At 41.7% G+C, this 26,806-nt stretch carries 22 protein-coding genes and 1 CRISPR repeat array; of the genes, 20 read left to right on the top strand and 2 right to left on the bottom strand.

Annotated elements, in window-relative coordinates:
* The first annotated feature begins 331 nt into the window (after positions 1–331).
* From N5909_RS06190 to N5909_RS06145, 10 genes are all read left to right on the top strand, one after another.
* On the top strand, positions 332–6,316 hold the full coding sequence (locus tag N5909_RS06190; RefSeq protein ID WP_271630987.1) for a ZmpA/ZmpB/ZmpC family metallo-endopeptidase: 5,985 nt from the start codon (positions 332–334) through the stop codon (positions 6,314–6,316).
* Between the two features lie 152 nt (positions 6,317–6,468).
* Positions 6,469–7,161 carry a phosphoglycerate mutase gene (locus tag N5909_RS06185; RefSeq protein ID WP_000240129.1) on the top strand — a complete coding sequence of 231 codons (693 nt, stop codon included), beginning with the start codon at positions 6,469–6,471 and terminating at the stop codon, positions 7,159–7,161.
* Between the two features lie 110 nt (positions 7,162–7,271).
* Positions 7,272–7,973 carry an ABC transporter ATP-binding protein gene (locus N5909_RS06180; protein ID WP_033681510.1) on the top strand — a complete coding sequence of 234 codons (702 nt, stop codon included), beginning with the start codon at positions 7,272–7,274 and terminating at the stop codon, positions 7,971–7,973.
* Entirely contained in the window at positions 7,969–10,677 is a 2,709-nt protein-coding gene (locus N5909_RS06175) for an ABC transporter permease (RefSeq protein WP_271631025.1), read from the top strand. The genes N5909_RS06180 and N5909_RS06175 overlap by 5 nt, the downstream gene beginning before the upstream one ends.
* A 145-nt stretch (positions 10,678–10,822) precedes the next feature.
* Positions 10,823–11,092 carry a 30S ribosomal protein S15 gene (gene rpsO / locus N5909_RS06170; protein ID WP_001018251.1) on the top strand — a complete coding sequence of 90 codons (270 nt, stop codon included), beginning with the start codon at positions 10,823–10,825 and terminating at the stop codon, positions 11,090–11,092.
* 221 nt (positions 11,093–11,313) lie between these two features.
* A CRISPR array of direct repeats spans positions 11,314–11,803; the repeat unit is 35 nt; unit sequence GTTTTATCGGTCGCAATTTTGGAGACTACAAAAAC.
* A gap of 299 nt (positions 11,804–12,102) precedes the next feature.
* Entirely contained in the window at positions 12,103–12,714 is a 612-nt protein-coding gene (locus tag N5909_RS06165) for a CadD family cadmium resistance transporter (protein WP_033681511.1), read from the top strand.
* 258 nt (positions 12,715–12,972) lie between these two features.
* A complete protein-coding gene (locus tag N5909_RS06160) occupies positions 12,973–14,019 on the top strand; it encodes a FecCD family ABC transporter permease (RefSeq protein WP_271630986.1) in 1,047 nt (348 codons plus the stop codon).
* 1 nt (position 14,020) lies between these two features.
* Complete coding sequence (locus tag N5909_RS06155; RefSeq protein WP_271630985.1) at positions 14,021–14,776, top strand: ABC transporter ATP-binding protein; 756 nt, start codon at positions 14,021–14,023, stop codon at positions 14,774–14,776.
* Positions 14,777–14,795: 19 nt separating this feature from the next.
* Positions 14,796–15,806 carry an ABC transporter substrate-binding protein gene (locus tag N5909_RS06150; RefSeq protein ID WP_033681514.1) on the top strand — a complete coding sequence of 337 codons (1,011 nt, stop codon included), beginning with the start codon at positions 14,796–14,798 and terminating at the stop codon, positions 15,804–15,806.
* Positions 15,787–16,479: an alpha/beta hydrolase-fold protein gene (locus N5909_RS06145; protein ID WP_033681515.1), complete on the top strand. Its 693-nt coding sequence runs from the start codon at positions 15,787–15,789 to the stop codon at positions 16,477–16,479. Before N5909_RS06150 ends, N5909_RS06145 begins: the two co-directional genes overlap by 20 nt.
* 42 nt (positions 16,480–16,521) lie before the next feature.
* Here the strand turns inward: N5909_RS06145 and N5909_RS06140 are convergent, their stop codons facing one another.
* Positions 16,522–17,271, bottom strand: coding sequence for a lysophospholipid acyltransferase family protein (locus N5909_RS06140; protein ID WP_033681516.1), 750 nt, complete (start codon positions 17,269–17,271; stop codon positions 16,522–16,524).
* Between the two features lie 132 nt (positions 17,272–17,403).
* Between N5909_RS06140 and N5909_RS06135 the strand changes: the two genes are divergently transcribed.
* The 6 genes from N5909_RS06135 (at position 17,404) to N5909_RS06110 (ending at position 24,511) form a co-directional block, all read left to right on the top strand.
* Positions 17,404–19,740, top strand: a complete 2,337-nt coding sequence (locus N5909_RS06135) for a cation-translocating P-type ATPase (protein WP_033682009.1) — start codon at positions 17,404–17,406, stop codon at positions 19,738–19,740.
* A gap of 100 nt (positions 19,741–19,840) precedes the next feature.
* Positions 19,841–20,518, top strand: coding sequence for a tRNA (adenine(22)-N(1))-methyltransferase (locus N5909_RS06130; RefSeq protein ID WP_033681517.1), 678 nt, complete (start codon positions 19,841–19,843; stop codon positions 20,516–20,518).
* Positions 20,505–21,302: a Nif3-like dinuclear metal center hexameric protein gene (locus N5909_RS06125; protein ID WP_033681518.1), complete on the top strand. Its 798-nt coding sequence runs from the start codon at positions 20,505–20,507 to the stop codon at positions 21,300–21,302. The genes N5909_RS06130 and N5909_RS06125 overlap by 14 nt, the downstream gene beginning before the upstream one ends.
* A gap of 16 nt (positions 21,303–21,318) precedes the next feature.
* The gene (locus tag N5909_RS06120; RefSeq protein WP_033681519.1) at positions 21,319–22,422 is read left to right on the top strand and encodes an NAD(P)/FAD-dependent oxidoreductase; all 1,104 of its coding nucleotides are present in this window, start codon (positions 21,319–21,321) and stop codon (positions 22,420–22,422) included.
* 102 nt (positions 22,423–22,524) lie between these two features.
* Complete coding sequence (galE, locus tag N5909_RS06115) at positions 22,525–23,544, top strand: UDP-glucose 4-epimerase GalE (protein ID WP_033681520.1); 1,020 nt, start codon at positions 22,525–22,527, stop codon at positions 23,542–23,544.
* Between the two features lies 1 nt (position 23,545).
* A complete protein-coding gene (locus tag N5909_RS06110) occupies positions 23,546–24,511 on the top strand; it encodes a glycosyltransferase family 2 protein (protein ID WP_271630984.1) in 966 nt (321 codons plus the stop codon).
* A 57-nt stretch (positions 24,512–24,568) separates the two neighbouring features.
* On the opposite strand, the gene N5909_RS06105 is transcribed toward N5909_RS06110, so the two are convergent.
* Positions 24,569–24,766 carry a ferredoxin gene (locus N5909_RS06105; RefSeq protein WP_083281728.1) on the bottom strand — a complete coding sequence of 66 codons (198 nt, stop codon included), beginning with the start codon at positions 24,764–24,766 and terminating at the stop codon, positions 24,569–24,571.
* Positions 24,767–24,811: 45 nt separating this feature from the next.
* On the opposite strand from N5909_RS06105, the gene N5909_RS06100 reads away from it, so the two are divergent.
* From N5909_RS06100 to N5909_RS06085, 4 genes are all read left to right on the top strand, one after another.
* Complete coding sequence (locus N5909_RS06100) at positions 24,812–25,312, top strand: SAG1386/EF1546 family surface-associated protein (protein ID WP_004262334.1); 501 nt, start codon at positions 24,812–24,814, stop codon at positions 25,310–25,312.
* Between the two features lie 8 nt (positions 25,313–25,320).
* Entirely contained in the window at positions 25,321–25,995 is a 675-nt protein-coding gene (cmk, locus tag N5909_RS06095) for a (d)CMP kinase (protein WP_033681521.1), read from the top strand.
* A gap of 119 nt (positions 25,996–26,114) precedes the next feature.
* Positions 26,115–26,621 (top strand): dihydrofolate reductase, encoded by a 507-nt coding sequence (locus N5909_RS06090; RefSeq protein ID WP_033681522.1) that lies wholly within the window; start codon positions 26,115–26,117, stop codon positions 26,619–26,621.
* The gene (locus N5909_RS06085; protein ID WP_000442261.1) at positions 26,621–26,791 is read left to right on the top strand and encodes a hypothetical protein; all 171 of its coding nucleotides are present in this window, start codon (positions 26,621–26,623) and stop codon (positions 26,789–26,791) included. The genes N5909_RS06090 and N5909_RS06085 overlap by 1 nt, the downstream gene beginning before the upstream one ends.
* Positions 26,792–26,806: the final 15 nt, after the last annotated feature.

The following is a 26,806-nucleotide window of genomic DNA, read 5'->3' as shown; positions in this document are numbered from 1 at the left end:
AAAATTTGAAATTGAAGAATCATATCTTTCGAATTGAGGTGGGATGAATTGAATCTTTGTTAGAAATACTTATTACAGTATGAAGGCGGTTATCCTTATTTTTTTGTTACCAATTGACGGAAAATTTTACAGGATAAATAAGCTATTTCATTCGTAAAATCTAAAGCATTTATTTGAGACAAGGAACTCTTTTTATAGTATAATGATGGTTGTAGATTAAATATATCAAGATATATATAGAAGTATTTTTGTTTCTTGTAAGTTTATCTGAGTGAGGAAGCAAAATGCTTCTTCTATTTTGAAATGGATAAAATAATAGAGAGGATATAGAATGAAAAAATTTTTTGGAGAGAAGCAGCATCGTTTTTCCTTACGAAAGTTAGCGATTGGTCTTGTGTCTGCTTCAATTTCTAGTTTATTTTTTGTGTCTATTGCTAGCGGTGGGACCGTATTTGCTCAAGAAAATATATCTGTTCACTACAAATACGTGACGGATACAGAACTGAGTAGTCATGAGAAGGACTTGATTGTAAAGGATTTTCCTAATATTGCTGAAGATAGTGAGAGTACCTATTATCTAGTCTACCGTATGGATGAGAAAGCCCAACTAGGTCAGTTGCCTCATACCGGTGAGCACAGTAATCTGGTTACCGTCCTTACTGGTGGAGCCCTCGCTTCGATTGGACTCCTTATTTTTGCTGTTTCGAGAAAGAAAGGCAAGAAGAAAGCACTGTTGAAGGTTGTTTTGATAACAGGCATGGGGAGCGGTTTGGTCTCTTCGGTTCAGGCTATTGAAAATCAGCTTTTGCTACAATACAATCAAGAATATCAATTATCCCAAGGAGATAGTCTGCCTCTGCCAAGAGTCCTGTCAGGTTATACCTATCTAGGCTATATTAAGCAAGACAAGAAAATTAATCAGTTAGAAACTGTTGCTAGAGATCAGAAACTAGACGATACGGTTCACCCTCATTTCCAGTCCAATGAAGGTGGGCAAAATGTAAGAGATGAGCGGAAAAATCCGTCTCCAACAAGCCCTGCTGACAAGCCAATCCCTTCTAAAGATTCACCCAATCAAAAGCCGTCTGGTATTGCTAGTGTGGATCCTCATGACGAAGTCTTGGCTGGTCGTTTAAATAAACCAGAGCTCTTATACAAAGATCAAGAGATTGAAACCAAGCTAGACTTTGCTGAAGTGGTTCAAGAGAATCCCGAACTAGCAGAGGGAACAATTCGTGTCAAACAAGAAGGTCATGTTGGGAAGAAGGTTGAGGTTGTTCGTATTTTCACTGTTGAAAACCAAGAAATTACTCGTGAGATCCTCTCGACTAAGGTAGAGAAATCCTTGCCACGTATAGTAGAGAAGGGGACTAAGAAGGCAGTTGCTCCGAGTGAAGCACCCCAGTCTGCAAGAAAAGGTGAGCCAGAGACCCATGCTTCCTTACCAGAATATAAAGGTGAGCAATCTGGAGCTGTTGTAGCCCCTGAGAAAACTGATAAACCAGCCTATACAGGAACTCAGTCTGGAGCAATAGTCGAACCCGAGAAAGTAGCTCCACAACCAGAGTACAAGGGAACTCAAGCTGGTGCGATTGTTGAACCTGAAAAGCAGGAACCAGAGGTTGGAGGTGCTCAATCAGGGGCTTTGGTAGAACCAGAAACGGCTGATAAGCCATCCTATACAGGTCCCCAGTCCGGAGCGGTTGTTGAACCAGAGAAAGTAGCTCCACAACCAGAATACAAGGGAACTCAAGCTGGTGCCATCGTCGAACCGGAGACTCAGCCTTCCCTGCCAGAATATAAAGGTGAGCAATCTGATGCAATAGTTGCCCCTGAGAAAACTGATAAACCATCCTATACAGGCACTCAGTCTGGAGCAATAGTCGAACCCGAGAAAGTAGCTCCGCTACCTGAATATCAGGGAACTCAAGCTGGTGCTATCGTCGAACCAGAGACCCATGCTTCCTTACCAGAATATAAAGGTGAGCAATCTGGTGCAATAGTTGCCCCTGAGACAACTGAAAAACCAGAATATACAGGCATTCAATCTGGAGCCATCGTCGAACCAGAAACGGCTGATAAGCCATCCTATACAGGTACCCAGTCCGGAGCGGTTGTTGAACCAGAGCAAGTGGCTCCACAACCAGAGTACAAGGGAACTCAATCTGGTGCCATCGTCGAACCGGAGACTCAGCCTTCCTTGCCAGAATATAAAGGCGAGCAATCGGGAGCTGTTGTAGCCCCTGAGACGGTCGAAAAACCAGAATATACAGGCATTCAATCTGGAGCTATCGTCGAACCAGAACAGGTACCATCGAAACCATCTTATACAGGTACCCAATCCGGAGCGATTGTTGAACCCGAACAAGTAGCTCCTCTTCCAGAATATACTGGTAATATTGAGCAAGAAAAACCAGAAAATCCGGCTGAAAAACCAAAAGAAAAAGATCCAGAAAAAACACTCGAATTAAGAAATGTTTCTGATCTGGAGTTATATAGTCAGACCAATGGTACTTACAAACAACATGTTTCTTTAGACAGTGTTCCAAGTAATATAGACACTTACTTTGTTAAGGCAAAATCGTCGTCATTCAAAGATGTCTATCTACCTGTCGCTTCAATAACTGCAGAAATAAAAAATGGACAATCAGTTTATAAAATCATAGCCAAAGCTGAGAAACTCCAGCAAGAGCTAGAAAATAAATATGTCGATAATTTCACCTTCTATCTCGCAAAAAAGGCTACAGAAGAAACAACAACCTTCACTTCCTTTAGCAACTTGGTTAAAGCTATCAACAAGAATCTCTCTGGAACCTATCATTTAGCGGCTAGCTTGAATGCCAACGAAGTGGAGTTGGGACCTGATGACAGATCTTACATCAAGGGCACCTTTACTGGTCAGTTGATTGGTGAAAAAGATGGCAAGCATTATGCTATTTACAACTTGAAAAAGCCTCTTTTTGAAAGCTTGAGAGGGGCCATAGTAGAAAAGTTGAGCCTAAAAAATGTCTCTATTTCTGGTAAAGATGATATCGGTTCATTAGCCAATGAAGCTACGGATAACACAAAGATTAAGCAAGTTCATGTCGATGGTGTTCTGGCTGGGGAACGTGGTATCGGTGGTTTGTTGGCTAAGGCAGACCAATCAAGCATCACAGAGAGCAGTTTTAAGGGAAGAATTGTTAATACTTACGAAACGACTGCGGCATACAATATTGGTGGTTTGGTCGGTCATTTGACAGGAGGCAGAGCTTCACTGACTAAGTCAAAATCGACAGTAGCCATTTCCTCCAACACGAATAGTTCAGATCAGACTGTTGGTGGGCTAGCAGGTCTAGTAGACCAAGATGCGCATATACAGGATAGCTATGCTGAAGGTGATATCAACAATGTCAAGCACTTTGGTAGAGTTGCGGGTGTGGCTGGATATTTGTGGGATCGAAAGACGAATGAGGAACAGCATGCAGGAAGATTGACCAATGTACTAAGTGATGTCAATGTAACCAACGGGAATGCTATTACCGGTTACCACTATAATGAAATGAAGGTGGCTAATACATTCAGCAACAAAGCTAATAGAGTCTACAATGTCACCTTGGTCAGGGAAGAAGTCGTCAGCAAGGAATCATTTGTAGAAAGAGGAACAATTTTAGATGCTTCTGAAGTGACTAATAAAAAAGTAGAAATCAATCCTCTCACCCCTCCAACAGTGGAGTCCCTTTCAACAAGTGGTAGTAAAGAAAGTGATTTTTCTAAGGTGAAGCATTATCAAGCTCAGCGCGCCTTGGCTTATAAAAATATTGAAAAATTGCTACCTTTCTACAACAAGGCAACCATCGTCAAATACGGAAACCTGGTCAATGAGAACAGTCTTTTATATCAAAAAGAACTCTTGTCAGCAGTCATGATGAAGGATGACCAAGTCATCACAGACATTGTTTCTAACAAACAGACTGCAAACAAACTCTTGCTTCACTACAAGGATCATTCATCTGAGAAGCTCGATCTCAAGTACCAGAATGATTTTGCCAAATTAGCAGAATATAGTCTAGGAGATACGGGTCTTCTCTATACGCCAAACCAACTCTTGTATGACCAAAGCTCTATCATCAAGCAAGTCTTACCTGACTTACAAAATGTTGATTACCACTCAGAAGGAATTAGAAAGACACTTGGTATTTCTCCAAACGTCAAGCAGACTGAGCTCTATCTAGAAGACCAGTTCGCCAAAACAAAACAACATCTGGAAGACAGTTTGAAGAAACTCTTGTCAGCAGATGCTGGACTGGCTAGTGCTAACCAAGTTACCAAGGGCTATCTTGTAGATAAAATCAAGCGCAACAAAGAAGCCTTGCTACTTGGTTTGACATATCTGGAGCGGTGGTACAACTTCAGCTACGGTCAAGTAAACGTTAAAGACCTGGTCTTGTATCACCTTGATTTCTTTGGCAAAGGAAATGCATCTCCGTTAGATACTTTGATTGAGTTAGGGAAATCAGGATTTAATAATCTGCTTGCTAAGAACAACGTTGATACTTATGGTATCAGTCTTGCCAGCCATCATGGAACGACAGATTTGTTTAGCACGCTAGAAAATTACCGAAAAGTCTTTTTACCACATACTAGCAACAATGACTGGTTTAAAAAACAGACCAAAGCTTTCATTGTCGAAGAAAAATCCACTATTGCAGAGGTCAAAGCCAAGCAAGAGCAAGCAGGGACTAAGTACTCTATCGGTGTTTATGACCGAATTACTAGTAGTACTTGGAAATACCGCAATATGGTCTTGCCTCTCCTTACTTTGCCAGAAAGATCTGTATTTGTCATCTCAACCTTGTCTAGCCTAGGATTTGGAGCTTACGATCGCTACCGCAACAGCGACTATAAGGCTGGAGATGAACTCAATAAGTTTGTTGAAGATAATGCGCGTGAAACAGCCAAGCGTCAGCGAGATCATTACGATTATTGGTATCGTATTTTGGATAAACAGTCACGTGAAAAACTCTATCGTACGATCCTGCTTTATGATGCCTATAAGTTTGGTGATGATCATACTGAAGGAAAGGCTTCAACAATCGCAGACTTTGAGAATTCAAATCCTGCAATGCAACATTTCTTTGGACCAGTTGGTAACAAGGTGGTTCATAATCATCACGGTGCATACGCAACAGGAGATGGTGTCTATTATATGTCTTACCGTATGTTGGATAAGGATGGCGCTATTACGTATACCCATGAGATGACCCATGATTCAGATCAGGATATCTATCTTGGTGGCTATGGTAGAAGAAGTGGTCTTGGTCCTGAGTTCTTTGCTAAAGGCTTATTACAAGCGCCAGACCATCCAAATGATGCGACCATTACTATTAACTCAATCTTGAAACATTCAAAATCAGATAGCTTAGAAGGATCCCGTCTACAAGTCTTAGATCCGACGGAACGATTTAAAGATGCATCCGATCTCCAGAAATACGCTCATAATATGTTTGACCTCATCTATCTGTTGGAATATCTTGAAGGGCAATCAATCGTTAAGAAACTGAATGTTTCCCAGAAAATGGAAGCTCTCAGAAAAATTGAGAACAAGTATGTGAAAGATCCAGCAGACGGAAATGATGTTTATGCTACTAATGTTGTGAAAGATTTGACTGAAGAAGAAGCCCAAAAATTGACTAGCTTTGAGAGTTTGATTGACAATAACATTCTTTCGGCTCGTGAGTATCAGGCTGGCACTTATGAGAGAAATGGCTACTTTACGATTAAACTCTTTGCACCAATCTTTTCAGCATTGAGCAGTGAGAAAGGAATTCCTGGAGATCTTATGGGACGCCGGATAGCTTATGAACTCTTAGCTGCTAAAGGATTTAAAGAAGGTATGGTCCCATATATTTCCAACCAATATGAAGAAATTGCTAAACAAAATGGTCAGACAATCAACCTCTACGGTAAAAAGCAAGGATTAGTGACAGATAAGCTTGTTTTAGAAAAGCTATTTGGTGGTCAGTATTCATCTTGGGCAGCCTTTAAAAAAGCTATGTATCAAGAGCGCGTTGCTCAGTTTGATCATTTGAATAAAGTTACTTTTAAAGATCCGACGCAATCATGGATGAGCAATGCCACGAAAACCATTCAAAGAGTAAAAGAATTGCAAGAACTGATGGATCAAGCTGTTTTACAGGATGCGGAAGGTATGCGTTGGAGTGACTATAACCCAGAAACTGACAGTGCTGTCCATAAACTTAAGAGAGCAGTCTTTAAAGCCTACCTAGACCAAACAAATGATTTTAGAACCTCTATTTTTGCAAATAAAAAGTAATGAATTATAGAAGTTCCTAGTCAGGATGAGAGGACTTTACTTTCTGACTGTCAGAACTTGTCGATTTTAACTAGCTTTTTTGTGAAAAATTGTGTAAAATAGAATAGATAAACGAGGGGAAACCTCGGAAAATTTAAAGGAGAATCCATCTAATGGTAAAATTGGTTTTTGCTCGCCACGGTGAGTCTGAATGGAACAAAGCTAACCTTTTCACTGGTTGGGCTGATGTTGATTTGTCTGAAAAAGGTACACAACAAGCGATTGACGCTGGTAAATTGATCAAAGAAGCTGGTATCGAATTTGACCAAGCTTACACTTCAGTATTGAAACGTGCGATCAAAACAACTAACTTGGCTCTTGAAGCTTCTGACCAATTGTGGGTTCCAGTTGAAAAATCATGGCGTTTGAACGAACGTCACTACGGTGGTTTGACTGGTAAAAACAAAGCTGAAGCTGCTGAACAATTTGGTGATGAGCAAGTTCACATCTGGCGTCGTTCATACGATGTATTGCCTCCAAACATGGATCGTGATGATGAGCATTCAGCTCACACTGACCGTCGTTACGCTTCACTTGACGATTCAGTTATTCCAGATGCTGAAAACTTGAAAGTGACTTTGGAACGTGCCCTTCCTTTCTGGGAAGATAAAATCGCTCCAGCTCTTAAAGATGGTAAAAACGTATTCGTAGGAGCTCACGGTAACTCAATCCGTGCCCTTGTAAAACACATCAAAGGATTGTCAGATGACGAAATCATGGACGTGGAAATCCCTAACTTCCCACCATTGGTATTCGAATTTGATGAAAAATTGAACGTAGTTTCTGAATACTACCTTGGAAAATAAAAAAATGTAAGCCTAGGATTTATTTCTAGGCTTTTTGTTTTTGTTCCCAGTTTTCAACGACTTGAAAAAGCGATATAATGATATTAAATATGAAAGAAAGAGAAAATGATATGGCTTATATTGAGATGAAACACTGTTACAAGCGTTATCAGGTTGGGGATACGGAGATTGTGGCCAATCGTGATGTGAATTTTGAGATTGAAAAGGGTGAATTGGTTATCATTCTAGGTGCATCTGGTGCGGGCAAGTCAACGGTTCTTAATCTTTTTGGGGGAATGGATACCAATGACGAAGGGGAAATCTGGATTGATGGTGCCAATATTGCCAACTATAGTTCGCACCAACGAACAAACTATCGTCGTGAAGATGTCGGTTTTGTTTTTCAATTTTACAATCTGGTATCCAATCTGACAGCTAAGGAAAATGTGGAGTTGGCCTCAGAAATCGTGACAGATGCCTTGGATCCAGAGCAAGTGCTCAAAGATGTAGGTCTGGCTCATCGTCTCAATAACTTTCCAGCCCAGCTTTCTGGAGGGGAGCAACAGCGAGTCTCCATTGCACGCGCAGTAGCCAAAAATCCTAAAATCCTCCTTTGTGATGAACCGACTGGAGCCTTGGATTATCAGACGGGCAAGCAGGTTTTGAAAATTCTCCAAGACATGTCTCGTCAAAAGGGAGCGACGGTGATTATCGTGACTCACAATAGCTCGCTAGCTCCTATCGCAGATCGGGTGATTCACATGCGTGATGCCACTGTTATGAGCGTAACAATCAATGAGCATCCACAAGCTATCGATACATTGGAGTATTAGCATGAAAAAAACATACCGAAAAGACTTGCTCCAGTCGGTGACTGCTTCTAAGGGGCGTTTTTTATCCATCTTAACCTTGATGATGTTAGGTTCTTTAGCCCTAGTAGGACTAAAAGTGACTAGCCCAAATATGGAACGCACGGCTGAGGATTATCTCAATAAAGCCAATACTTTGGATCTGGCAGTGATAGCTGATTATGGCTTGGACAAAGAAGATCAGGACGAACTAAAGAACCTTCAAGGAGCAAGTGTTGAGTTTGGCTATATGGCAGACCTAACCGTTGAAAATAGTGAAGAAGCGGTTCGACTTTATTCTAAGCCAGATGGAATTTCAACCTTCCAAGTGACGGAAGGGCGACTTCCAGAGGCTGATGGGGAAATTTCCTTGGCAGATTTCTGGAAAGACCGCTATCAGATTGGGCAGACTATCACCTTTAGCAAGAAAGAAGAAGGGAAGACCGTCATAAAATCCCAATCTTTCACCATTACTGGATTTGTCCATTCGGGTGAAATGCTTTCTCAAAAAGACTTGGGAGGGGCTAGTAGTGGAAATGGAAGTTTGGCAGGTTATGGAGTGATTGTAGCCAGTCAGTTTGACTCAGATGTTTATAGCATTGCACGTATGCGCTATGATGATTTAAAAAATTTGGATGCTTTTTCATCAAACTATAGAAGCAAACGAGATCAACACCAGGAAGACTTACAAAACTTGCTTGCCGATAATGGTCAAAAACGATTAGCAAGTATCAAAACAAATGGGCAAAAGAGCTTGGAAGAGGGAAAAGTAGAACTCCAAACAGCTGAAAGTAACCTTCAAAAAGGCAAGAGTCAGTTAGAACAGGCTGAAAGTCGATTGAAAACTCAAGAAGAACAAGTGACCGCTTTGCCTGAGCCTCAAAAGGGTCAAGCCAAGGAGCAATTGACAAAATATAAGGAAGAATTGGCTACAGAAAAAGAAAAAATAACTCAGACAGAGAGTAATCTAGCCAAGGAAAAAGAGAAGCTTGAACAACGCCAGAAAGAGCTTGATGAACTGGCAGAGCCTACTTACCATGTATACAACCGCCAAACCATGCCAGGTGGTCAAGGATATCTCATGTACAGTAACGCTTCAGCAAGTATTCGTTCTGTCGGGAATATCTTTCCCGTGGTGCTTTTTATGGTTGCTGCAATGGTAACCTTTACAACTATGACTCGCTTTGTGGATGAAGAGCGCACCAATGCTGGTATTTTCAAGGCTCTAGGTTACCAGAATAAAGATATTGTTGCCAAGTTTGTCCTCTATGGTTTTCTTGCAGGAACTGTGGGAACTGTTTTAGGAACGCTTCTAGGACATTATCTCCTTGCAGGCGTGATTTCGGATGTTATAACAGCTGGAATGGTCGTTGGGAAAAGTCAGGAGTATTTCTACTGGTCTTATAGCCTTCTTGCCCTGGCCTTAAGTTGGGTGTCCAGTGTCTTGCCAGCTTATCTAGTGGCACGGAGGGAACTACACGATGAAGCAGCCCAACTCTTACTTCCTAAACCTCCCGTTAAGGGATCAAAGATTTTGCTGGAACGCCTGAGCTTTATTTGGAGTCGTTTGAGCTTCACTCATAAGGTTACGGCGCGAAATATTTTCCGTTATAAGCAACGGATGTTGATGACCATTTTTGGAGTTGCGGGTTCGGTTGCTCTCCTATTTGCAGGTCTTGGCATTCAGTCTTCTGTGGGAGGAGTTGTCGATCGTCAATTTGAACAAATCCAGCAATACCAGATGATTGTAGCGGAAAAGAGCAGTGCAACGGAGCAAGAAAAAGCAGACCTAGAAAGTGCCTTGCAATTTGAGCCTATCCATGCTTACCAAAAAATCTACTCTAAATCCATTGAAAAAGATTTCAAAGGAAAAGCAGGACTTCAGACTATCACCATAATGGTCACAAGCAGAGAAAATTTCAAACCCTTTATCGCATTAGAGGAAAATGGCCAAGAGGTGCAGGTCACAGATGGAGCAGTCGTAAGTCAAAAACTAGCTCAACTAGCAGATGTTACGGTTGGAGACAAGCTGGAGCTTGATGGGAAAGAAATCAAGGTATCGGCTATTTCTGAAAACTATGTTGGACACTTTGTTTATCTCAACCGAGCGACATACGAACAAGTCTACGGTACCAGTCCACAAGACAATACCTACCTAGTAAAATTAAAAGAGCCAACACCATTAAATACGGAGAAAGAAGCTGCGGCCTTTATGAAAAAAACTGCTGTTTCTGGGGTGGTTCAAAATGCAACGGCTATCCACCTTTTTGAATCTGTAGCCAATTCTCTCAATAAAACCATGGCAATCCTTATCCTTGTTTCCGTCTTGCTAGCCATTGTCATTCTTTACAATCTCACCAATATCAATGTGGCAGAACGTATCCGTGAACTTTCGACCATCAAGGTTCTCGGTTTCCATAATAAAGAAGTGACCCTCTATATCTACCGCGAGACCATGGTGCTGTCCTTTGTGGGGATTGTTCTCGGTTTGGTAGCCGGCTACTATTTACATCAATTTTTGATTCAAATGATCTCACCTGCCACCATACTTTTTTATCCACGAGTCAGCTGGGAAGTCTATGCTCTTCCAATCGTCGCAGTGACTGTAATCTTAGCCTTACTGGGCCTCTTTGTCAATCACCACTTGAGAAAAGTAGATATGCTTGAAGCCCTGAAATCAGTAGAGTAGATCAAGTTTTTAAAAAAGTAAATCAGTTGACAAAGTCTCTGCTTCTTGGTAGAATAAGAACTGTCGTAAAGACAAATAACTTCTTCTTGGTTACAGGCATGCCAACCTGTCACTCGGATGAAGCCAAATAAAAAGGAGAAACATCATGGCAATCTCAAAAGAGAAAAAAAATGAAATCATTGCACAATATGCACGTCACGAAGGTGATACGGGTTCAGTAGAGGTTCAAGTTGCTGTCCTTACTTGGGAAATCAACCACCTTAACGAACACATCAAACAACACAAAAAAGACCACGCTACTTACCGTGGATTGATGAAGAAAATCGGTCGCCGTCGTAACTTGCTTGCATACTTGCGTAAAAACGACGTTAACCGTTACCGTGAGTTGATTAACTCTCTAGGACTTCGTCGTTAATTCAAGATACAAAGGCCGTCAAAAGCACAAAGCAAAAATAGGAAAATTGACGAAGAAACTTCAGTTTCTAGGAGGTTTTATCTTTTTTGCCAAGTGCTTAGGCTGTGTTCAATTGAGCATATCTTGATAATGAAGCTACTCTAAATTGGGTAGCTTTTTTGTATGGATTTTATCTCAATCTCAAATCAGCTCTCTAATTTTCAGAGGGCTTTTTTATTGAGGTTTTATAGGTCACAATTTTGGAGACCACAAAAACTAAATAAATGTCAGTGCGAGTTCAAATCGGGTTTTATAGGTCACAATTTTGGAGACCACAAAAACACCGTGATTTAGAAAACGGTGGACGGCTAGGTTTTATAGGTCACAATTTTGGAGACCACAAAAACTAGATGAAAAAGGAAATCCAATTCCAGGTGGTTTTATCGGTCGCAATTTTGGAGACTACAAAAACTATAAAGATTATTGGGATGATTTAGTGTTGGTTTTATCGGTCGCAATTTTGGAGACTACAAAAACAGTAACAACTACTACAATATCATTAACGGAGTTTTATCGGTCGCAATTTTGGAGACTACAAAAACGAATAGAGTTAACTCCCATATCTTTCAAGAGTTTTATCGGTCGCAATTTTGGAGACTACAAAAACTTCACTTCTCCCTTCTAGCAAAAACATAAGGTTTTATCGGTCGCAATTTTGGAGACTACAAAAACCTCAAATGGTATCAGCTAATTACACCATAAAGGTGCGCAGCTACTCGGCTTGAAAAGCCGAGTAGCTGTCTGCAAGCCCCCTCGGAGAGCCCACACTTTACGAAGCAAAGTATAGTATGTTATACTTTACATGGAAGTAGTCACCGACTTTCAGTTAGAAATTACTTTGTAATTATATTTTGAGGAGGAGTAAAATGCTTTCCTACGTTCGACATTACCCACTAGCGATAGCTAAATTAATGTGTCTGTGCTCTCCTAAAATCTGCTGATTTATTACTGACTAATACAGGAGTTTTTTTATGGTACAGACAATCATATCTGCTATTGGTGTTTATATTTCTACCAGTATCGATTATTTAATTATTTTAATTATTTTATTTGCACAGCTATCACAGAATAAACAAAAATGGCATATTTATGCGGGGCAATATCTAGGCACAGGCTTACTTGTAGGGGCGAGTTTAGTTGCTGCTTATGTCGTTAATTTCGTGCCTGAAGAATGGATGGTTGGATTGCTTGGTTTAATCCCTATCTATTTAGGGATTCGCTTTGCAATTGTTGGAGAAGGTGAGGAAGAAGAGGAAGAAATTATCGAAAGGTTAGAACAAAGCAAGGCAAATCAACTGTTTTGGACAGTTACATTGCTAACAATTGCGTCTGGCGGAGATAATTTAGGTATCTATATACCTTATTTTGCTTCGTTAGATTGGTCACAGACCCTCGTGGCGTTGCTTGTGTTTGTAATCGGCATAATTATCTTATGCGAGATTAGTCGGGTGTTATCCTCTATTCCGTTAATATTCGAGACAATTGAAAAATACGAGCGAATCATTGTGCCCTTAGTATTCATTCTACTTGGACTATACATCATGTATGAAAATGGCACGATAGAGACTTTTCTGATCGTGTAGATTTTTTTGTTTCACTGGGATTTTATCCCGAGCTCAAATTGGCTCTCTGATTTTCAGAGGGCTTTTTATGTTGTCACTTTACCTCGATATACTCAAGTATTATCTTTGCTTATGCTTGCTAGCACTGTATGGAAAAACCAACCATAATTTTTCTGATTTTAATTGTATTTTTTCCATAGCTTGTTACACAGTTGAAAATATGGTATACTTTTCATGAGAATTTTCTAAATTTTTAAGATTCTATCAAAGGAGGTTTGCATGCTTTCCAAATTTTCTGGAAGCCGACAAGACCAGCAATTTGTGTTACTTTTAGTTATTTTGCTAGGTATTTTAGGGATTTCTCTCTTTCTAGCAGTTTCTATGGGATCTGTTGCGATTGATCTAGGAGATACTTATCGGATTATTTTGAGCAGGTTGGGATTTCCTCTTGAGATAGGAGAGGTTTCCAAGTCTACTCTTGCCATTGTATGGAACATGAGATTCCCTCGAGTATTGTTAGGTCTGATAGTAGGAGCAGGCCTTTCTATGTGTGGTAGTGTGATGCAGTCCACGGTAAACAATCCCATCGCAGAGCCCTATGTCTTAGGCATCTCTGCTGGTGCAACTCTAGGGGCAACCTTGAGCATCATTCTTGGTTTAAAAGTGATGATTAGCCTTGGAGCTTTTCTTGGAGCTATTTTGGCAACAATTGCTGTCCTCATCATTGCCTCTATGCAGGGAAGGATGACGACTTCCAGTCTGATCTTATCAGGAACGGTGGTCAACGCTCTCTTTCTGGCTTTTTCAAACTTTATTATCTCAGTTGGCGCTAATGCGGATAGTGTGATGACCATTAAGTTTTGGACCATGGGCTCGCTCGCTGGGACTTACTGGGCAGACTTGGTCCTGCCAACTATAGTAGTAGGAATGGCCTTTCTATTTTTCTCTACTCAGTATCGTGTTTTCAATGCGATGATGATGGGAGATGAGGCTGCTTTAACTTTGGGAATTCCCTTACGCTTTTATTGGTATCTTTATGTGACCATGGTGGCTGTGCTGACAGCAGTCTTAGTGGCAACCTGTGGGATTATTGGATTTGTCGGTCTGATTACTCCACATTTAGCTCGAGGGTTAGTAGGAACGAATTACAAGAGGCTTTTTCCTGTTGCGACCTTGCTAGGTGCCCTCTTTGTCATCTGGGCAGACGTACTCTCTCGTATCATCATTCCAAACGCAGAGCTTCCTATTGGTATTTTTACAGCCTTAGTAGGTGCTCCCTTCTTTATCTACATTGTTGGAGGTAGGCGAAGGGAGGTGAGGGTCTGATATGGACTTGATTTGTCAAGATATCCATTTTGGACTAGGAGAGAAAAAAATCCTCAAAGGAGTCTCTCTTAAGGTTGAAGGGAATCAATTTCACACGATATTAGGACCAAATGGAAGTGGGAAAACCAGTCTACTTAAACTCCTCTATCGTCAGGAAAAGGCGGACAAAGGCTTGATAAGCCTAGATGGAAAGCCTCTGGAACAATGGCCACTCAAAGAGACAGCCAAGCAAATGGCAGTTGTGACCCAGTTTAACCAGCTGCAGTTTGATTGTACAGTTGAGGAAATCGTCTTGCTGGGAAGAACTCCCCACCTCTCTTTTTTACAGAAGGAAAGGGAAAGAGATTATGCCCTAGTTCAAGATGCCCTCGTTAAGGTTGATATGCTCGAGAAGAAAACTCGTCTCTATTCGTCTCTGTCAGGGGGAGAGAAACAGCGAGTCTTACTAGCCCGCGCCTTGGCGCAAGAACCGACTCTCTTGCTCCTGGACGAACCAACCAATCACCTGGATATCAAGTATCAGCTAGACTTGTTGGCCATTGTGAAGCAGCTCAAGGTCAATGTTCTAGCTGTCCTGCATGATATTCAACTTGCTTGTCGCTATTCGGATTATCTCTATCTGATGAAAGAGGGAGAAATCCTTTACCAAGGGACTCCAAAGGAGACCATCACCCCTGAGTCATTGCAAACTGTATACGGAGTTCAAAGTCAGGTTACTTGGACCGAGGATCAGCAAGCCATGATTCACTATTTATAAGAATGAAAAGGAAAACAAGATGAAAAAAACACTAAGCATTTTACTCGTAACAGTAGCTACCCTAACCATGGCAGCTTGTGGCAATACCACTACAGAAAAAGCAACCACACAATCTAGCACAGAGACAAGTCAAAAGACTAAAGCAGAGACGACTTATCCGCTAACTATCAAAACTTATGATGCTAAAGGAAATGAAGTCGAACAAGTTTTTGACAAGACACCTGAAAAAGTTATTACAAACAATCTTTCAACCACAGAAATCTTATTGGAGTTAGGCTTGAAGGATAAAATTGCTGGCATGCTCAATCCAGACAATGCTGTAACAGATAAATACAAGGATGCTATTGCAGCTATTCCTCAAATTGGGGATAAAAAAACAGTCTCACAAGAGACAGTCCTTTCTTATGAGCCAGACGCTGTGATGGGTCGAAACATGATGTTTTCTGAAAAATCCTTGGGGACAGTTAGCACTTGGAATGAAAATAAAATCCCAGTCTATACGCAAAAAGCTTCTCTCTCAACAATTCAGCAAGATTTGGGGAATATCGTAGAAGATGTCAAAAATCTTGGAATGATTTTTAATGTTCAGGACAAGGCTAATGAATACGCAGCTCAATTACAAACTAAAATTGACGCTGTTAAGAAAGCAAACCCAGTAAGTCAAGGTGAAAAGAAAAAGGCTTTGATTATGGTTGCTTATAATGATGAAACCTTTGGTGCCTACAAGTCTGCTTTGCAAGAAAGTTTGCTGAACCAACTTGGTTATACAAACGTTGCTACGGGGACATCAGGCTTGACCTTGGAAAATCTCGTGTCAATGGATCCTGAATTGATTATCTATGTAACCAGCGATCGCAATAAAAAATTGGATGAAAAAGCAGTAGAGTTGATGAAGGCAAATGCTGTTTTGGAAAGTGTTCCTGCTATTAAGAATCAAAAAATAATGACCATCTCTTACGATGAATTGATGGACTATGGTCCAGCAGTGATTGATTCCCTTGAGAAAATCAATGACTTTATCAATAAATAATGAGTTTGATTGGGAAGGAATTCAAGTCAAAATCAGCCTTCCTTCTAACTACGACCCCAAACAAACCTATCCGGCTATTTTATTGAATGATGGAAACTTGGATTTCCTATCCTCCCTTTCCGAAACTGTGATTTTAGTGGGCTTGACCTCTAAAAATCGCCTAGACGACTACACTCCCTGGAAGAAATCTGCACTGAGAGATGGAGCTCCAGATTTTGGTGGTCAGGCAAAAGCCTATCATGATCATTTGTTTGGAGGTCTTTTAGACAAGTTGCAGTCGCTTTATCACCTGGACGAAACTCGCCTTGCTTATGGAGGCTACTCACTCGGTGGTTTGGCAGCAGTCTACAGTCTTTTCAGCTTTGACAAGGTTTCCTGTGTTTTTTCAATCTGCGGTTCCTTTTGGTATCCTGATTTTGTGACTTACTGCAAGGAAGAAAATGTGAAAAATTTGGACTGTTTGCTGTATTTACAGAACGGTCAAACAGAAGGAGCACATCATACTAATCGCTTGGCTCAAGCACCAGTCTATGCTGAGCAGATTCATACCAGTCTTCAGAAACACTATCCGAACTGTCAGTTTTTCTTTGACCCTTATGGGCATCATGAACAAGTGGATGAGCGATTTCTAGCTTTTTCTAGCTGGTTGGCCCAAAAATGGAAAATCAAGTAAAAGAATTATCCCTTGGCTTTTGCCAAGGGATTGTTGTATTTTTTAACCAAGAGCCTCTCTCTTTTTATCTGGATTCCATACGAAGCTCGCGATAAAGCTAAAGATGATAGTTAGGATAGCGAGGATAATGGCAAGGATGAGGGCAGGGATGCGGATAAGCCACCAGAGTGGGTTTGGTTTTTTATCATTGTGCCATTGTTTCGTTTCGTAGTCTAGACGTTGAAATTCTGATTGGATACGATTAGCGACTGTTTCAATGCCTTCATCATTCATTTTCTTGATATCTGAGATATCGATTGGATTTCCAAAGTTCATATCGACACGTTCGCGGCTAACCAAGCCTTTCAAGGTCATAGGACCTGTGTAGGTAACCGGCATAATACGGACCTTGGCCATTTTGGCAATCAGGGCAACTCCACCCTTGACATCGTTTGAGTGACGGCTCCCACTTGGAAACATGATGAGAGAGCGATCACTTTTTTTAAGAACATTGATAGGATATTTGATGGCTGAGGCGCTAGGATTTTCACGGTCAATAGGAAAGGCTCCGCACATACGAATCCACCATCCAAAGATACGGTTGGTAAAGAGTTCTTTTTTTGCCATAAAGATAAATTGTTTTGGCTTGGTCGCAAAGGCCATGTAAACAGGATCCCACCAGGTACGGTGAGGCGCAACTAAAATATAATTTTCATCTTGATTAGGAATTTTATCAGTATTATGATAGTGGGCATTGCCATTGATGGACCATAGGAGCAAGACAACCAATCCACGTAAATAAGTATAAAACATGCGATCTCCTTCGATTATTTTCTTGTTATTATTATACCTTATCAAAGGAGGGCTGGCAAACTTTTCCCTTGACCAGGTGCATATTTGGGATGAGATTAGAATTCTGTTAAAAAAAATGATATGATAGAATTTATGGATAAAAATAAGATTATGGGATTAACCCAAAGAGAAGTCAAGGAAAGACAGGCTAAGGGCTTGGTCAATGATTTTACTGCTTCGGCCAGTACCAGCACTTGGCAAATCATCAAACGAAATGTCTTTACTCTTTTTAACGCTTTGAACTTTGCCATTGCTTTGGCACTAGCCTTTGTGCAGGCTTGGAGCAATTTGGTCTTCTTTGCTGTTATCTGCTTTAACGCTTTTTCTGGAATTGTGACCGAGCTACGGGCTAAACACATGGTGGACAAGCTCAATCTTATGACCAAGGAAAAGGTCAAAACCATTCGTGATGGTCAGGAAGTTTCCCTCGATCCAGAAGGATTGGTGCTAGGAGATGTGATTCGTCTGTCTGCTGGAGAGCAGATTCCCAGTGATGCCTTGGTTTTGGAAGGCTTTGCAGAAGTCAATGAAGCCATGTTGACGGGTGAAAGTGATTTGGTGCAAAAGGAAGTTGATGCTTTGCTTTTGTCAGGAAGTTTCTTGGCCAGTGGGGCAGTTTTAGCTCAAGTTCACCATGTCGGTGCAGACAACTATGCTGCCAAACTCATGCTGGAAGCTAAGACAGTGAAACCAATCAACTCCCGTATCATGAAATCTCTGGACAAGCTAGCTGGTTTTACTGGAAAGATTATCATTCCTTTTGGTCTGGCTCTCTTGCTAGAAGCCTTGATTTTAAAAGGCCTGCCTCTCAAGTCATCCGTTGTAAACTCATCGACAGCCCTTTTGGGGATGTTGCCCAAGGGAATCGCCCTTTTGACCATCACTTCGCTTTTGACTGCGGTTATTAAGCTGGGCTTGAAAAAGGTCTTGGTGCAGGAGATGTACTCTGTTGAGACCTTGGCACGCGTGGATATGCTCTGTTTAGACAAGACGGGCACCATCACCCAAGGAAAGATGCAGGTGGAGGCCGTTCTTCCGCTGACGGCAACTTATGGTGAAGAGGCTATTGCCAGCATCCTGACCAGCTACATAGCCCATAGTGAGGATAAAAATCCAACTGCCCAAGCTATTCGCCAGCGATTCCAAGGCCAAGTAGCCTATCCTATGCTCTCTAATCTTCCCTTCTCCAGCGACCGCAAGTGGGGAGCCATGGAGTTGGAAGGTCTGGGGACAGTTTTCTTAGGTGCCCCTGAGATGTTGCTGGACTCTGAAGTCCTCGAAGCCAGGGAGGCCTTGGAGAGAGGGTCACGTGTCTTGGTCTTAGCTCTCAGTCAGGAGAAATTAGACCATCACAAGCCGCAGAAACCATCTGATATTCAGGCTCTAGCCTTGCTAGAAATCTTGGACCCGATACGAGAAGGAGCAGCTGAGACGCTGGACTATCTTCGTTCTCAAGAAGTGGGACTCAAAATCATTTCTGGGGACAATCCAGTTACGGTATCCAGCATTGCCCAGAAGGCTGGTTTTGCGGACTATAACAGCTATGTCGATTGTTCAAAAATCACGGATGAGGAATTGGTTGCTATGGCGGAGGAGACTGCGATTTTCGGTCGTGTTTCCCCTCATCAAAAGAAACTTATTATCCAAACGCTGAAAAAAGCGGGTCATACAACGGCTATGACGGGAGACGGAGTCAATGATATCCTGGCCCTTCGTGAGGCAGATTGTTCTATCGTGATGGCTGAGGGAGATCCGGCGACGCGTCAGATTGCCAATTTGGTTCTCTTGAACTCAGACTTTAATGATGTTCCTGAGATTCTCTTTGAAGGCCGTCGTGTGGTCAATAACATCGCCCATATCGCCCCGATTTTCTTGATAAAGACCATCTACTCATTCTTGCTCGCAGTCATCTGTATTACCAGTGCTCTTCTGGGACGGTCGGAGTGGATCTTGATTTTCCCCTTCATTCCAATCCAGATTACCATGATTGACCAGTTCGTGGAAGGTTTCCCACCATTCGTTCTGACTTTTGAGCGAAATATCAAACCTGTCGAACCAAACTTCCTCAGAAGATCCATGCTTCGTGCCCTACCAAGTGCTCTCATGGTCGTCTTCAGCGTCCTGTTTGTGAAAATATTCGGAAGTAGCCAAGGTTGGTCTGAGTTAGAAATCTCAACTCTACTCTATTATCTCTTGGGGTCAATTGGTTTCTTATCCGTATTTAGAGCCTGCATGCCATTTACCCTATGGCGTGTCCTCTTGATTGTTTGGTCAGTAGGAGGCTTCCTAGCCACAGCTCTTTTCCCAAGAATTCAAAAACTGCTTGAAATATCAACCTTAACAGGACAAACATTACCTGTTTATGGTGTCATGATGTTGGTCTTTACCGTGATTTTCATCCTGACTAATCGCTATCAAGCTAGAAAATAAAGAAAGGCTGCAATCTGTGGATTGCGGTCTTTTTAGGTACAGGAGTGCTGGCTGAAATGTGGTATAATAAGAGGTAATAGAGTTTGGAAAGTGAGAGAAGATGATTTCAAAGAGATTAGAATTAGTGGCTTCCTTTGTGCCACAGGGAGCCATTTTGCTAGATGTGGGAAGTGACCATGCTTATCTGCCTATCGAGTTAGTCGAAAGAGGCCAAATCAAAAGTGCCATTGCAGGTGAGGTTGTGGAAGGTCCCTACCAATCTGCAGTCAAAAATGTTGAGGCTCACGGTCTAAAGGAGAAAATCCAAGTTCGTTTAGCCAATGGCTTGGCAGCCTTTGAAGAGGCAGACCAAGTGTCTGTCATTACCATTGCTGGTATGGGTGGTCGTTTGATTGCTAGAATTTTAGAAGAAGGCTTGGACAAGTTAGCTAATGTAGAGCGATTGATCCTCCAGCCCAATAATCGTGAAGACGACTTGCGTATCTGGTTGCAAGACAATGGCTTTCAGATTGTGGCAGAAAGCATTCTAGAAGAAGCTGGTAAGTTTTATGAGATTTTGGTGGTGGAAGCAGGACAAATGAAGTTATCAGCCAGCGATGTCCGCTTTGGTCCTTTTTTGTCCAAAGAAGTCAGCCCAGTCTTTGTCCAAAAATGGCAAAAAGAAGCTGTTAAGCTAGAGTTTGCCCTCGGACAAGTCCCAGAAAAAAATCTGGAGGAACGTCAAGTTCTAGTGGATAAAATTCAAGCCATCAAGGAGGTTCTCCATGCTAGCAAGTGAAGTAATTAACGCATATGAAGCCTTTTGCCCTCAGGAATTTTCCATGGAGGGAGACAGTCGTGGTCTGCAAATTGGTACTTTGGACAAGGATATCCAAAGGGTCATGGTGGCTCTGGATATTCGTGAAGAAACGGTGGCTGAAGCTATTGAAAAGGGTGTGGATTTGATTATTGTCAAGCACGCGCCGATTTTCCGTCCCATCAAGGATTTGGTAGCTAGCCGTCCACAAAATCAGATTTACATTGACCTCATCAAGCATGACATCGCAGTTTATGTCAGCCATACCAATATTGACATCGTTGAAAATGGCCTCAATGATTGGTTCTGTCAGATGCTAGGTATCGAGGAAACGACTTATCTACAGGAAACAGGCCCTGAACGTGGAATTGGACGTATTGGGAATGTTCAGCCTCAGACATTTGGAGAATTGGCTCAACATGTCAAGCAAGTCTTTGGTCTAGATAGTCTTCGAATGGTGCATTATCAAGAGAATGACTTGCAGAAGCCTATTTTAAGAGTGGCCATCTGTGGTGGTAGCGGGCAGTCTTTCTATAAGGATGCTTTAGCTAAAGGAGCGGATGTCTATATCACTGGTGATATTTACTACCACACTGCCCAGGATATATTGTCTGATGGCTTACTAGCATTGGACCCAGGTCACTATATCGAAGTGCTTTTTGTGGAAAAAATTGCAGAGCTTCTTAATCAATGGAAAGAGGAAAAAGACTGGACTATTGATATTGTACCTAGCCAAGCATCGACCAATCCTTTCCATCATATCTAGTTAGAAAGTGAAAACAATGAAAAAAGTTGCCATTATCGGAGCAGGAATTGTGGGAGCAACAGCTGCCTACTACCTCTCGAAAGAAAGTGAACTAGAGGTGACAGTCTTTGACCACGGACAAGGTCAAGCTACCAAGGCCGCAGCAGGAATTATCAGCCCTTGGTTTTCAAAACGACGTAATAAAGCCTGGTACAAGATGGCGCGCTTGGGGGCTGACTTTTACGTGGATTTACTAGCTGATTTAGAGAAATCAGGACAAGAAATCGACTTTTACCAGCGTTCGGGAGTCTTTCTCCTGAAAAAGGGTGAAACTAAGTTGGAAGAACTCTATCAACTAGCCCTCCAGCGTAGAGAAGAATCTCCTTTGATAGGGCAATTAGCCATTCTGGACCAAGCATCAGCTAACGAATTATTCCCTGGTTTGCAGGGATTTGATCGCTTGCTCTATGCTTCTGGTGGAGCGAGAGTAGATGGTCAACTCTTAGTGACTTGTTTGCTAGAAGCTAGTCAGGTCAAACTGGTCAAAGAAAAAGTAACTCTGACACCTTTAGCATCAGGTTACCAGATTGACGAAGAGGTATTTGATCAGGTTATTTTGGCGACGGGAGCTTGGTTGGGACACCTGTTAGAGCCTTTAGGTTATGAAGTAGATGTTCGTCCCCAAAAGGGGCAACTCCGAGATTATCAACTTGCCCAAGACATGGAAGCTTACCCTGTTGTTATGCCAGAAGGGGAGTGGGATTTGATTCCTTTTGCAGGTGGGAAATTATCCCTAGGCGCTACCCATGAAAATGATATGGGATTTGATTTGACGGTAGATGAAACCTTGCTCAAACAAATGGAGGAGGCAGCCTTGCCCCACTATCCTGTTTTTTCGGAAGCGACTTCCAGAAGTGAACGAGTGGGAATCCGTGCCTATACCAGCGATTTCTCTCCTTTCTTTGGGCAAGTACCTGGCTTAGCAGGTGTCTATGTTGCTAGTGGACTAGGTTCATCAGGTCTCACAACTGGTCCTATCATTGGTTACCATCTAGCTCAACTGATTCAAGATAGGGAGTTAACCTTGGACCCTCTAAACTACCCAATTGAAAACTATGTCAAACGGGTAAAAAGCGAATAAGCATTTTACTAAAATTTTAGTCATCCCTCTAGGATGGCAAATGACATTCCCTATCAAAAATGGTAAAATAAGAAAAAATAATCCGAGAATCGAGGAAAGAAGATGCAAGAAAAGATTTTGGTAACGGGTGGAGCAGGATTTATCGGAACCCACACTGTTATTGAGTTAATCCAAGCAGGTCATCAAGTTGTTGTGGTGGATAACCTTGTTAATAGTAACAGAAAAAGTATAGAAGTTGTTGAGAGAATCACAGGAGTTGAAGTGCCTTTCTATGAGGCAGATATCCGTGACACTGATACCCTCAGAGATATTTTCAAGCAAGAAGAACCAACAGGGGTTATTCACTTTGCTGGCTTGAAGGCTGTCGGTGAATCTACCCGTATTCCTCTTGCCTACTATGACAACAATATCGCAGGGACTGTTAGCCTTTTGAAAGTTATGGAAGAAAACAACTGTAAAAACATCATCTTCAGTTCTTCTGCGACAGTTTACGGAGATCCTCATACAGTGCCAATCTTGGAAGATTTCCCACTTTCAGTGACTAACCCATATGGCCGTACCAAACTCATGCTTGAGGAAATTTTGACCGATATCTATAAGGCGGACTCAGAATGGAATGTGGTCTTGCTTCGTTATTTCAACCCAATCGGAGCTCATGAGAGTGGAGATTTGGGAGAAAATCCAAACGGTATTCCAAACAACCTCTTGCCATATGTGACTCAAGTAGCAGTTGGAAAACTAGAACAAGTGCAAGTGTTTGGAGACGATTACGATACGGAAGACGGAACTGGTGTTCGCGACTATATCCACGTTGTCGATTTGGCTAAAGGTCACGTTGCAGCTCTACAAAAAATCCAAAAAGGTTCAGGCCTAAACATTTATAACCTTGGAACAGGTAAAGGCTATTCTGTTCTAGAAATTATCCAAAACATGGAAAAAGCAGTGGGACGTCCAATTCCTTACCGCATTGTAGACCGTCGCCCAGGTGATATCGCAGCCTGCTATTCAGATCCTGCAAAAGCAAAAGCAGAACTCGGCTGGGAAGCAGAACTAGGCATCACCCAAATGTGTGAAGACGCATGGCGTTGGCAAAGTAAGCATCCAAATGGATTTGAAGACTAAGATGGTGATGTCAATCATTGTCCCCTGTTTAAACGAAGAGGAAGTACTTCCTCTTTTTTATCAGGCTTTGGAAGCTTTACTTCCAGATTTGGAAACAGAAATCGAGTATGTCTTTGTCGACGATGGATCAAGTGATGGGACCTTGGAACTCTTAAAGACCTATCGGGAGCAAAATCCGGCAGTTCATTATATTTCTTTCTCGCGAAATTTTGGCAAAGAAGCAGCCCTCTATGCAGGCTTGCAATATGCAACCGGAGATTTGGTGGTAGTGATGGATGCAGATCTCCAAGATCCTCCTAGTATGTTGCTTGAGATGAAAGCTCTACTAGACCAAAATGCAGACTTGGACTGTGTTGGAACACGCAGAACCAGTCGGGAGGGAGAACCCTTCTTTCGCAGTTTCTGTGCTGATCTCTTTTATGGCTTCATGAAAAAAATTAGTCCAGTAGCCCTGCCATCAGGTGTCCGTGATTTTCGCATGATGAGAAGATCTGTAGTCGATGCTATTTTAAGCCTGACCGAGTCCAATCGTTTTTCAAAGGGACTCTTTGCCTGGGTCGGCTTTAAAACCCACTATCTGGACTATCCAAATGTCGAAAGACAGGCTGGCAAGACCAGTTGGAGTTTTAGGCAACTCTTTTTCTACTCCATTGAAGGGATTGTCAATTTTTCAGATTTCCCCTTGATTATCGCTTTTGTGGCTGGTCTCCTATCTTGTTTTATTTCTCTGCTTATGACTTTTTTGGTTGTGGTTCGGACTCTCATTTTGGGTAATCCGACATCAGGTTGGACCTCTCTGATGGCTGTTATTCTCTTTCTTGGGGGAATCCAACTCTTGACCATTGGGATTCTGGGCAAGTATATTAGTAAGATTTATCTAGAGACCAAAAAAAGACCACTTTACCTTATCAAAGAAAAAAGTGACCTTCCTAATTTTACAGAAAAAAATAAAGAGAAAAGACTATAATTTTGCATGGAAATATGCTAAACTAGAAGGGGTGGAACGATCTTGTCGATATTAGAGTTAATCTTTAATCAAGGCACGTGTCGGACAGTTTCTAACAGCCTCTACGACGTCCTGACTAGGAGAAATTTCCTTTTCTAGTTGGTTAGGGTCATCGTAAAAACGCACGATTCCATTATCGTGGTAATCAAATAATTCAGAATAAGTTTGACAAAGCCCACAGGCAATGCAACGTTCAGGTATAAGTGTGATTTTCATATTTATATTGTAATAAGAAAAGTAAAAAAAAACAAGGAGTAAGTTATGGCAAAAGAACCGTGGCAAGAAGATATTTATGAGAATCAAGAAGAACAGACGAGAACGGAACGACGTCAACGTAATCAAAAAGGTACAGGTTTTGTTGCAAATCGTGTCTTGACGATTCTAGCTAGTCTCTTTTTCGTGATTGTTGTAGTAATGATAATAGTATTGATTTACCTTTCAAGTGGAGGGAGTAATCGTACAGCAGCCTTGAAAGATTTTTATGATTCATCTGCCCCTGCTTCAACCTCTGTAACAGAAGAATCTGCATCTTCATCTAGTAAGACTGAAGAAGCAACTTCTACAGAGAGCTCCTCTAGTGAAAGTCATTCTGAAGAACATACTGATAGTGGAGGGACAATTACAGTCCAGGCTGGAGAAGGAGAAGCAACCATTGCCGCTCGTGCAGGAATCTCCATTGCTCAGCTAGAGGCCTTGAATCCTGGGCATATGGCTACAGGGTCTTGGTTTGCTAATCCAGGTGATGTTGTCAAAATTAAATAGGAGTTGATATGAAAACAATTCAAATTGCTATTGACGGTCCAGCTTCAAGTGGTAAGAGTACAGTCGCCAAGATTATTGCCAAGGATTTTGGTTACACCTACCTAGATACAGGTGCTATGTATCGTGCGGCGACCTATATGGCTCTCAAGAACCAGTTAGGAGTAGAAGAAGTTGAAGCACTTCTAGACTTATTGAACCAGCATCCAATTAGTTTTGGGCGCTCAGAAACTGGAGAACAGCTTGTCTTTGTAGGAGATGTGGATATTACTCATCCTATTCGTGAAAATCAAGTGACCAATCATGTTTCTGCTATTGCGGCAATTCCTGAGGTACGCGAGAAACTAGTTTCTCTTCAACAAGAGATTGCCCAGCAAGGAGGGATTGTCATGGACGGTCGCGACATTGGAACTGTTGTATTGCCACAAGCAGAACTGAAAATTTTTCTAGTAGCTTCTGTTGATGAACGAGCAGGGCGTCGTTACAAGGAAAATATTGCCAAGGGAATTGAAACAGACCTTGAAACTCTAAAAGAGGAAATTGCTGCGCGCGACTACAAGGATAGTCATCGTGAGACTTCTCCACTTAAACAAGCAGAGGACGCTGTCTATCTTGATACAACTGGACTAAGTATTCAAGAAGTAGTTAAAAAAATTGAATCAGAAGCAAAAAAACGCATGTCCTAGGGACAGGAGAAGCAGGCTAAAGCTAGCCTGCTTCTTTTCTATCAAACTGAACGCATTCCAAACCAGTCTTTTTTTGAGTTTTTTGATAAAATAGTACTATCAGTGAAAAGGATGGAAGCATGACTAAGAAAATCGTAGCTATTTGGGCCCAGGATGAAGAGGGTGTGATTGGTAAGGACAATCGTCTGCCTTGGCATTTGCCAGCAGAATTGCAACACTTTAAAGAAACAACTTTGAATCATGCTATATTGATGGGGCGTGTGACCTTTGATGGAATGGGACGTCGCTTGCTTCCAAAACGGGAGACCTTGATTTTGACTCGTAATTCAGATGAAAAAATGGATGGCGTGAGTATTTTCAATGATATAGAGTCTGTATTGGACTGGTATCAGGCTCAAGATAAGAACCTCTATGTCATTGGAGGGAAGCAAATTTTTCAGGCTTTTGAACCCTACCTTGACGAAGTGATTGTGACTCAAATTCATGCTCGGGTGGAAGGAGATACCTATTTTCCTGAAGAGTTTGACTTGTCCCTTTTTGAGACAGTTTCAAGCAAATTTTACGCCAAAGATGAGAAAAATCCTTATGATTTTACCATCCAATACCGCAAGAGAAAGGAAGTCTAATGGAACGTAGTATATTTGGTTTTTTCACAGCCATGCTGTGTTTGGTCTGCTTGCTTGCAGGGGCACAGGCTTTTCGTAAAAAGCGTTATGGACTTTCTGTCCTGCTCTGGTTAAATGCCTTTACCAATTTGGTCAATAGTGTTCATGCTTTTTACATGACCTTATTTTAGATAGAATGACAGTAT

The organism is Streptococcus gwangjuensis (assembly GCF_028156745.1).
Lineage (GTDB): Bacteria > Bacillota > Bacilli > Lactobacillales > Streptococcaceae > Streptococcus > Streptococcus gwangjuense_A.
This window is presented reverse-complemented; position numbering and strand designations above follow the sequence as displayed.

What these genes read in the sequence shown, in the direction of transcription:
- N5909_RS06160 (WP_271630986.1), top strand. Translation starts at nt 12,973, where the DNA reads ATGCTTTCCAAATTTTCTGGAAGCCGACAAGACCAGCAATTTGTGTTA.
- N5909_RS06110 (WP_271630984.1), top strand. Translation starts at nt 23,546, where the DNA reads ATGGTGATGTCAATCATTGTCCCCTGTTTAAACGAAGAGGAAGTACTT.
- N5909_RS06130 (WP_033681517.1), top strand. Translation starts at nt 19,841, where the DNA reads ATGATTTCAAAGAGATTAGAATTAGTGGCTTCCTTTGTGCCACAGGGA.
- N5909_RS06140 (WP_033681516.1), bottom strand. Translation starts at nt 17,271, where the DNA reads ATGTTTTATACTTATTTACGTGGATTGGTTGTCTTGCTCCTATGGTCC.
- N5909_RS06155 (WP_271630985.1), top strand. Translation starts at nt 14,021, where the DNA reads ATGGACTTGATTTGTCAAGATATCCATTTTGGACTAGGAGAGAAAAAA.
- N5909_RS06185 (WP_000240129.1), top strand. Translation starts at nt 6,469, where the DNA reads ATGGTAAAATTGGTTTTTGCTCGCCACGGTGAGTCTGAATGGAACAAA.
- rpsO (WP_001018251.1), top strand. Translation starts at nt 10,823, where the DNA reads ATGGCAATCTCAAAAGAGAAAAAAAATGAAATCATTGCACAATATGCA.
- N5909_RS06125 (WP_033681518.1), top strand. Translation starts at nt 20,505, where the DNA reads ATGCTAGCAAGTGAAGTAATTAACGCATATGAAGCCTTTTGCCCTCAG.
- N5909_RS06135 (WP_033682009.1), top strand. Translation starts at nt 17,404, where the DNA reads ATGGATAAAAATAAGATTATGGGATTAACCCAAAGAGAAGTCAAGGAA.
- N5909_RS06145 (WP_033681515.1), top strand. Translation starts at nt 15,787, where the DNA reads ATGACTTTATCAATAAATAATGAGTTTGATTGGGAAGGAATTCAAGTC.
- N5909_RS06100 (WP_004262334.1), top strand. Translation starts at nt 24,812, where the DNA reads ATGGCAAAAGAACCGTGGCAAGAAGATATTTATGAGAATCAAGAAGAA.
- N5909_RS06105 (WP_083281728.1), bottom strand. Translation starts at nt 24,766, where the DNA reads ATGAAAATCACACTTATACCTGAACGTTGCATTGCCTGTGGGCTTTGT.
- N5909_RS06165 (WP_033681511.1), top strand. Translation starts at nt 12,103, where the DNA reads ATGGTACAGACAATCATATCTGCTATTGGTGTTTATATTTCTACCAGT.
- N5909_RS06090 (WP_033681522.1), top strand. Translation starts at nt 26,115, where the DNA reads ATGACTAAGAAAATCGTAGCTATTTGGGCCCAGGATGAAGAGGGTGTG.
- galE (WP_033681520.1), top strand. Translation starts at nt 22,525, where the DNA reads ATGCAAGAAAAGATTTTGGTAACGGGTGGAGCAGGATTTATCGGAACC.
- N5909_RS06190 (WP_271630987.1), top strand. Translation starts at nt 332, where the DNA reads ATGAAAAAATTTTTTGGAGAGAAGCAGCATCGTTTTTCCTTACGAAAG.
- N5909_RS06150 (WP_033681514.1), top strand. Translation starts at nt 14,796, where the DNA reads ATGAAAAAAACACTAAGCATTTTACTCGTAACAGTAGCTACCCTAACC.
- N5909_RS06085 (WP_000442261.1), top strand. Translation starts at nt 26,621, where the DNA reads ATGGAACGTAGTATATTTGGTTTTTTCACAGCCATGCTGTGTTTGGTC.
- N5909_RS06180 (WP_033681510.1), top strand. Translation starts at nt 7,272, where the DNA reads ATGGCTTATATTGAGATGAAACACTGTTACAAGCGTTATCAGGTTGGG.
- N5909_RS06120 (WP_033681519.1), top strand. Translation starts at nt 21,319, where the DNA reads ATGAAAAAAGTTGCCATTATCGGAGCAGGAATTGTGGGAGCAACAGCT.
- cmk (WP_033681521.1), top strand. Translation starts at nt 25,321, where the DNA reads ATGAAAACAATTCAAATTGCTATTGACGGTCCAGCTTCAAGTGGTAAG.